Genomic DNA, 7,529 nt, shown 5'->3' on the forward strand with positions numbered 1-7,529 from the left:
TCCCGGCTTGTTTACTTTTTGAGCACTAAGATGCTACAGCTTTTTTAACGCTAAAAATGTTAGGGACAGCCTGGGGTACAGAAATTCTGCCGTAAAAACGTAAATTGGCCGTTTGAATGGCTTGCTGTGCGCCGTTCAAACGACCGCGGCATAAAAAAATATTTCAGATGAATTTAAAGGTATTATCGGCATTTTTATTGTGCTCCATGAATGTTGCTTTCGGGCAGAACGCCGGATTGAAAACACCCGGCCTGCTTGATCGATCGCTAAAAAAAGACAGTGTTATTGCGGAGTTTTCCGAGTTATATCATTTGACAAATACAATTCACCCGGGACAATTCATGTTTTGTTCAAAAGAGGAATTTGACAAAACGTATAACGCTTTAAAGAATACTATAAAAACGGACCTTTCACCTGTCGAATATTATAAATTGACCGCCACCCTGATGGCAAAAATTAAAGACGGACATACAGCCGTTGATAGAGGACAAATTATTGGCTTGCTCAATGACAGGTTAGTTTTTCCTTTCAGTATTTATAAGATCGGGGATGCTTATTATCTGGATAAGTCGTCCCGGGAAAATAAGGAATATGCGGGATTGCGCATTTTAAGAATAAACGGGGAAGATATCCATGTTGTAGTGAACGGAATGAAACCATATATTCATCTGGAAGGCAGGAATGAAACCGGGTTAAATACGCGGTTCAGTAATTTTCCCTTTTATTATTTTATTTACGATCAAACGGAAAAATTTGAAATTGAATATGTAGATCGTAACAAACATAAGCGGAGCGCTACATTGAGGGGAATGCCATTTAAGACTTATACCCATAGTATTTCAGAAAAGACAGCGCCATTAACAACAGCGTTCAGAACAAACGATCTGGCTGTTTTAAAGTTTCATTCATTTGAGAATGGTTATGATGAAACGGAAAGAAAAATTGCAGAAGAACAATTAGATCGCTTTTTTATACAACTCGACAGCTTAAAAACTAAAAATTTAATCATTGATTTACGGGATAATTCCGGCGGATCTGCAGAGCTTGCTAACTACTTGTTTTCCTATTTGACCGGCGGCCCTTATTACTATTTTGACTATGCAGGCGCAAAATATAAAAGTGTACAGGAATGGAAGCATTACGCGCAATACCCGGACAATATCGAGGAAATAGATTTGACGGAAACAACCTTCCGGGACGGGTTGCATTGCTACACAGAAACGGACAGCGCAGATTACTGGTGGTTTGAACAACAGCAAAACAAAGCCAATTTTTACAAAGGCAAGATCAGCGTTTTGATCAATGGCGGATGTTTCTCCACCACCGGGCATCTGTTGGCATTGATGCGGGAATATAAAATCGGGAAATTTTACGGGGAGTACACTCAGGGGAGTAATTATAGCAATGCGGGCGGACAGGCATTTGTGTTGCCCTATTCAAAAACCTTGGTTTGGATACCCATTTCTCAATACAAAATGAGAACGCCCCATTTCCTGCCCGATCCCAAAGGGATTAAGCCGGATATCGAAATACAAGTAAAGCCCGATGACCTGGGAACCGGCTCTGACAGCCAGATGGATTTTGTCGTCAACCTGGTCCAAACACAACAATAAACCAACGTGCAGATCATCCTGTATATCTCCCTGCAACTGCCGCGCAAATTATAGTCGTCGCAGGTCGTAGGGAGCCTCGAATGCCTTGCTAGCGCACGGACATGTTGATTGGTCTGCAATACTTCGTATGCGGGCGGCATCTATCCCTAAATATTCACTAAACGAAAAAAGCCGCTCGGGAGAGTGGCTTTTGTTTTTCCGCTGGGAACTCAATCTTTTTTACTGGGAATTTAGCCATCATGTAATCTGTTCTATAAATGTCATAACAAGACTAAGTTTTTACAGCATCTGTTAATGATGGTGCCGCATGCTTTAAAATGACCCTGCGTAGTCGCTCCTGATGCTCGTCACCCCAGACGCCGATGGAGCCGATCAACGGGATCAGTGTACTGCCGAAGTCGGTAAGCGTGTATTCCACCCTTGGCGGCATAACCGGGTAGATCTTTTTGGTGATCAGCTCATGGTCTTCAAGTTCCTTCAACTGGACATTCAGCACCCGTCTTGTAACATCGGGGATTTTCCGCTGAAGTTCACTAGGCCTTAGGTTGCCCTGGTGGATGAACCATAGGATACGGATCTTCCATTTACCATAAAGCACTTCACCAACCAGGTCAAGTCCGCAATTGAGATAGGGAACAGTCTTTTTTACGTACATAAGTACAAATATACTACAGGTAGGATAAGCCGGCAATACGGATAAATTTATCCCTATCTGATTCGTAAGTCCGTAATTGTTTGATGTTTGTGTACTGTCTAGTTTTGCACAAAAGAATCAAAGTTTATGGAACAGCAGTTTAATTACAGTAACGAATTATCTGGTAAGGTTGCCCTGGTAACAGGCGGTACCAAGGGCGCCGGAAAAGCAATCTCCGAGCGCTTAAAGGCGGCAGGTGCAACCGTTATCATTACCGCAAGGAACCAACCTGATCAGGCAGACCCCGACCTGTGTTTTATTCCGGCTGACCTGAGTAAGCGTGAAGGAGCAACACATGTAGCCAGGGAAACACTGGACCGCTACGGCAGGCTTGATATCCTCATCAATAACCTTGGCAGTTCCGAAACGCCTGGTGGCGGTTTTGCCGCGCTGAACGACGAAGACTGGGAAGCCACGATCAGCACGAACCTGCTTGCACCGGTGAGGCTGGACCGGGCTTTTCTGCCCCGGATGCTTGAACAGGGTAGTGGCGTGATCATCCACATCGCTTCCATCCAGGGGCGCCTTCCCTTATACGATGCCACCCTTCCATACGCGGCGGCTAAGGCCGGCCTGATTAATTACAGCAAAGGGTTATCGAAAGAAGTAACTGCTAAGGGAGTGCGGGTACTGACCGTTTCTCCAGGCTGGATCAGGACCGAAAATGTCAAATATTTCCTGGAGCGGATCGCCAAAAGTTCAAATGCATCTATTGAGGAGGCGCAACAAAGTGTGATAGCCGCCTTGGGAGGAATACCAGCCGGAAGACCCGCGGAACCCGAAGAGGTCGCAGAGCTTGTCGGCTTCCTCGCCTCACCGCGGGCCCAATACCTGAGCGGTACAGAATTCGTTATTGACGGAGGAACAATACCAACCATTTAAATACCTGATAACAACAATTATGGAATTACCCAATTTAGTAGCGCGTTTTATAGAAACGCAGAATAACCTTGACAGCAAGGCATATGTAGCTTGTTTTACCGACGCTGCCATCGTTCATGACGAAGGCAGGACGTATAAGGGCAAAGAAGAAATCCTGCAATGGATCGAACAGGCGAATGCGGAGTATCAGTCTTTCATGAAACCTCTTAAATACGAGCAGTCCGGAATAAACGGAGTACTCACTGCGGAGGTATCCGGTACTTTCCCGGGAAGTCCCGCAGAGCTAAAGTTTCATTTGGGGCTGAAGAACGACCTCATTGATTCCCTGAAAGTAACCGGGTAAACCTGCAGCACACATGGCAACACGTAGTAGTGTGCCTGGTTTTTTAAACCCCGGTTGGATGATATATCCGGCCGGGGCTTTTGATAATGGGTGGACATTGCGTTCAACCGGCAGGAAATTCTTAGAACACATTTTTGACTTTGCAGGCTTTAGATCACATTTTTTTTATAATAGTTGTGATACATTTAATCTAATTAGGCATCGGGATTTCAAAAGTAAACTCACTATAAGTAAGGGGCGAAAGGTCGAACTTTTTCCAGGATTTGAAAAACCGTCAAAAAATGAGCAATGTATTTAAACATTTTCATGGCACCTTTTGACTTCCCACTAAAGCAGCATCGATCTTATAACTGATGACCAGTTTATCGGCTGACTCATTTTCTATCCTGTAGCTTGCATCATCCGTCAGAAAAATCGGGGATGAATGGTCGATAAGCCGTGTGAATTGCAAAGCGAGCCGGTCGGAATGGGCCGCGAAGAATAATACGGGCAGGAAACAGGTATCAAGCAGATTATAAGCCGGGAAGGCGACGGTAGGATGCCGACTTTTTGCGGTGCAGCGCGGGTGTGCAACACAAGAAGATACTGCCGATCAGATCAGGTGAATGAGCCCCGAATCAACCGGGGTCAGTTGATTAAAATAAACGGTGGGATTGGTGCCGGTTATCTTCCGGAAATCCTTGCTGAAATGAGCTTGATCCGTATAGCCCAGGGCACAGAGGATATCGACATAAGATGTTCTAGAGCGTTCATAAACCTTACAGAACTCTTTTACACGTACAATACCCGCATACTTTTTAGGTCCGATCCCTACAAATTCTGTAAACTTCCTCCTGAAATTCCGTTCGCTCATCAAACATGTCCTCGCAAGCAGGGATACATCCACATCGCCCTTACGGCCATGCACCTGGTGTACGGCATATAATACGCGTTCAAAGTTATCGGGTTCTTTGTTCTCTTTCAGATGCGGTAGCAGGAAGCGCTCCAGCATTTCATGCCGGTCTTTTTCTGCGGGCACTGCAATAAGCTTTTCCGGCAAAGTATAAATAGAAGGGCCAAATACATCAGCGCCATCGATCGTACTTGCTTTAAACTGTTCCAATACATCGTTTACAAAAAGATGGGCCGCTCCGGGTTGTAATACCGCACCAACAAGATATACCGCACCTTCATATTTCAGGAAGCTCCTGTCGGGATATAAACCTGTGAGTGCGATCAGCGGCATAGGTTGAAAATGATACCCGTCCCGCGAAAGTTCGACGTGCCCACCTAAGTTAAACACAAGATCCAGGGTGCCGTCGGGCAGGCGCCGCTGTACCTGTTGGGTATGATTGACGGGAAAATCGAGATACCCATTTGCCCTTATCGTATAGAAGAACTGTACGTATTGCCTGAGATAAGCCGGGTATGTCTTTACAATGTTCATCGCTATAATGGCCGTTTTTTACAACCCCGCACCCCGGCTTTTCCGTAGTATTGTAATTGTAAAGCTAAATTAGTGGTTATGCACCTTTATTCAAAATCGAAAAAATGGTCCGGCATCTTCCTCCTTGCCTTCTTCCCGGCCATGGCATTCGCACAACAACCCATAACACCGCTTACCGAAGCGGAAAAACAACAGGTCGTTGATTCTGTAGTTAAACGACTCGACCAAATGTATATTTACCCCGAGGTAGCCAAAAAGATGATCAGCCTGGTAGTAGCCAATGTAAAAAAAGGGAAGTACGCCGCTATCCAGGATCCTATTCAGTTTTCAGATCGGCTTACGGCAGACCTGGTATCCGTATCGCAGGACAAACACCTGGGCATCTCGTTCGACCCGGAGTGGGTACAGCAAAGTAAAACCGTACGCACAGCCAAAGACAGCCTGGAGCTGGAGCATAAAGAGTTCCCAAATGCCCGGCAAGACAATTTCGGCTTTAAGGAAGTCAGCATCCTGGATGGTAATATCGGCTACCTGAACCTAACCAAGTTTTACAACCCTGCCCAGGGCGGCGAAGCGGCCACGGCAGCCATGAGTTTCCTTGCTAATGCCGATGCCCTGATTATCGACCTGCGGCAGAATGGCGGCGGGTATGGGCAAATGGTACAGCTGTTAGCCAGCTATTTCTTTAACGAAACGCCAGTTCTTTTAGTGGAACAATATTCAAGGGAGGACCAGCAAACCACGCAGGATTGGACCCTGCCCTACGTATCAGGCAAGCGCCGGCCCGACATCGACCTGTACCTGCTTACGAGTGCCACTACCTTCTCGGCCGCTGAAAGCTTTGCCTACAGCCTGAAGAACAGGAAACGGGCTATCCTGATCGGCGAGACAACAGGAGGCGGGGCCCACCCCGTCAACCGCAAAGTACTGTCTGACCGCTTCACCATATTCCTTCCCTACGGAAGATCTATTGACCCTATTACCAAAACCGATTGGGAGCAGAAAGGGGTTACACCCGATATCGCCGTGCCGGCTAAGGATGCATTACTGAGGGCGCAAATCACTGCCCTCAGGAAAATGGTCGCTGCTCACCCCGGAACGATCTCTACCCAATGGGCCCTTGCCGACCTGGAAGCACAGCAACTCCCGGTTACACTGACTCCCGAGGCGCTGCAGGCCTATGCAGGCACCTATGAGGAACGCATACTGACTGTTGAAAACGGACAACTGTATTATCAAAAGACCGGCAGATCTAAATTCCGGCTGGAGCCCCTGTCGCCTGATTTTTTCAAAATAGAAGAACTGCCCTATATGCGTATAAAAATCGAAAGGCAAAACGGTATCATTACCGGCTGCACCCGGATGTACGACGACGGTACCCGTTTTACGGATATTAAAAAATAGTTGTTTATTGCTGTAGTGGGAAAATTATTTGCGCGACATCATTCGGTTACCTCATTCAAAACCAAATGTATTATGGAACAATTAATAAATTCAAATCCCTGGTTGATACCTGAAGACCAGGTTATCGCCGGGTTACTCGGGCGTACAATCCAGGAGTAAGTGCCCCGATCCCTAAACAGCATATTACTTTACAGATTTAGTTTTGGGTCTGAAATCCTAGAGCCTGAAAAGAAGAAATTTCATCGCTACTGTTGTTTAAAACCTGTTTTTCCCATTCCATCTATTCTTCTGGACGCTAATTAAAGGGAGCAGTTTGAATACTTTGTGGAAACCTGCGAAAGCCACGTCTTTATCAAATTCTGTCAAGAAAGTAATATTGAAGTTTACCAAACTATCTTTGAGGATCATTCTGCAAAATCGTTCAATAGACCTGAGTGGATCAAAGTGCTGAAAAGGCTCAATCAAAAAAACCGATAGGCCGAATTATATTCTAATCACCAGATGGGACCGTTTCTGTAGAAACGCTGGTGATGCCTACTACATGATAGCTACGTTGAAAAAACTAAATGTAGAAGTACAAGCAATTGAGCAACCACTTCACCTTTCTGTTTCCGAAAACAAAATGATACTAGCTTTGTACCTCGCAACATCGGAAGTGGAGAACGATAGGAGGGCCCTTAATATCAAACAAGGCATACATAAGGCCAAACAGGAGGGAAGATGGACGAGTCATGCCCCTAAGGGTTATGTCAAAAAATATCGCCCTTAGGAGAGAAGGTCATAGCCCCATACGAGCCTGAAGCAGAAATCATCCGAAAAGCATTTTTTTTGCTTTCTCGTGAAACTGAAAGTATCCGTGCTGTACATAAATCAGGGTTCGAGTTGGCATAATCCGGATCAAGTGGAATATCTGGGGGGTATACTTACCCTGATATTTTTTATTTTTCTTTGTCTTGATACAAAGAAGCAAAAATCAAGACTGTAGAAAAAGTGCTAAAAATGCCTTGTACGCCTAAAAGAAATAAGTCCGGGCAGTAGAAAAAATGGACGAAGGAATGACGAACGAACTAAGGTACAGGGCCAGACTGTGGGAACTGTATTTCTTTCTATACGGCGTCCTGCAGCATTTATTCGCTGTGTTTTTATTTTCTTATTGGTGCTCATGAG

At 45.5% G+C, this 7,529-nt stretch carries 8 protein-coding genes; 6 read left to right on the forward strand and 2 right to left on the reverse strand.

The features are described 5' to 3' along the window. Positions 1-167: 167 nt before the first annotated feature. Entirely contained in the window at positions 168-1,613 is a 1,446-nt protein-coding gene (locus tag B0I18_RS10220; RefSeq protein ID WP_106522579.1) for a S41 family peptidase, read from the forward strand. A 271-nt stretch (positions 1,614-1,884) separates the two neighbouring features. Here B0I18_RS10220 and B0I18_RS10225 read toward each other — a convergent pair whose 3' ends face one another. Next, on the reverse strand, positions 1,885-2,268 hold the full coding sequence (locus B0I18_RS10225; protein ID WP_106522619.1) for a winged helix-turn-helix transcriptional regulator: 384 nt from the start codon (positions 2,266-2,268) through the stop codon (positions 1,885-1,887). Between the two features lie 126 nt (positions 2,269-2,394). On the opposite strand from B0I18_RS10225, the gene B0I18_RS10230 reads away from it, so the two are divergent. Genes B0I18_RS10230 through B0I18_RS25070 form a run of 3 tightly spaced genes read left to right on the forward strand, consistent with a single transcriptional unit; the run spans position 2,395 to position 3,830 of the window. Next, complete coding sequence (locus B0I18_RS10230) at positions 2,395-3,189, forward strand: SDR family oxidoreductase (RefSeq protein WP_106522580.1); 795 nt, start codon at positions 2,395-2,397, stop codon at positions 3,187-3,189. Positions 3,190-3,208: 19 nt separating this feature from the next. Continuing rightward, positions 3,209-3,532 carry a nuclear transport factor 2 family protein gene (locus tag B0I18_RS10235; RefSeq protein WP_106522581.1) on the forward strand — a complete coding sequence of 108 codons (324 nt, stop codon included), beginning with the start codon at positions 3,209-3,211 and terminating at the stop codon, positions 3,530-3,532. A 13-nt stretch (positions 3,533-3,545) separates the two neighbouring features. Next, complete coding sequence (locus B0I18_RS25070; RefSeq protein WP_181358417.1) at positions 3,546-3,830, forward strand: hypothetical protein; 285 nt, start codon at positions 3,546-3,548, stop codon at positions 3,828-3,830. 294 nt (positions 3,831-4,124) lie between these two features. On the opposite strand, the gene B0I18_RS10240 is transcribed toward B0I18_RS25070, so the two are convergent. Continuing rightward, positions 4,125-4,958: a helix-turn-helix domain-containing protein gene (locus tag B0I18_RS10240; RefSeq protein ID WP_106522582.1), complete on the reverse strand. Its 834-nt coding sequence runs from the start codon at positions 4,956-4,958 to the stop codon at positions 4,125-4,127. 78 nt (positions 4,959-5,036) lie between these two features. Between B0I18_RS10240 and B0I18_RS10245 the strand changes: the two genes are divergently transcribed. After that, complete coding sequence (locus tag B0I18_RS10245; RefSeq protein WP_106522583.1) at positions 5,037-6,362, forward strand: S41 family peptidase; 1,326 nt, start codon at positions 5,037-5,039, stop codon at positions 6,360-6,362. 493 nt (positions 6,363-6,855) lie between these two features. Next, complete coding sequence (locus B0I18_RS25495) at positions 6,856-7,131, forward strand: recombinase family protein (RefSeq protein WP_425444927.1); 276 nt, start codon at positions 6,856-6,858, stop codon at positions 7,129-7,131. Positions 7,132-7,529 lie beyond the last annotated feature (398 nt).

The sequence above is a fragment of the Taibaiella chishuiensis genome, from assembly GCF_003014535.1.
Classification (GTDB): Bacteria; Bacteroidota; Bacteroidia; order Chitinophagales; family Chitinophagaceae; genus Taibaiella; species Taibaiella chishuiensis.

Bases quoted from the DNA above. Each gene is read 5' to 3' on its own strand.
- B0I18_RS10220 (WP_106522579.1), top strand. From the start codon at position 168: ATGAATTTAAAGGTATTATCGGCATTTTTATTGTGCTCCATGAATGTT.
- B0I18_RS10225 (WP_106522619.1), bottom strand. From the start codon at position 2,268: ATGTACGTAAAAAAGACTGTTCCCTATCTCAATTGCGGACTTGACCTG.
- B0I18_RS10230 (WP_106522580.1), top strand. From the start codon at position 2,395: ATGGAACAGCAGTTTAATTACAGTAACGAATTATCTGGTAAGGTTGCC.
- B0I18_RS10235 (WP_106522581.1), top strand. From the start codon at position 3,209: ATGGAATTACCCAATTTAGTAGCGCGTTTTATAGAAACGCAGAATAAC.
- B0I18_RS25070 (WP_181358417.1), top strand. From the start codon at position 3,546: ATGGCAACACGTAGTAGTGTGCCTGGTTTTTTAAACCCCGGTTGGATG.
- B0I18_RS10240 (WP_106522582.1), bottom strand. From the start codon at position 4,958: ATGAACATTGTAAAGACATACCCGGCTTATCTCAGGCAATACGTACAG.
- B0I18_RS10245 (WP_106522583.1), top strand. From the start codon at position 5,037: ATGCACCTTTATTCAAAATCGAAAAAATGGTCCGGCATCTTCCTCCTT.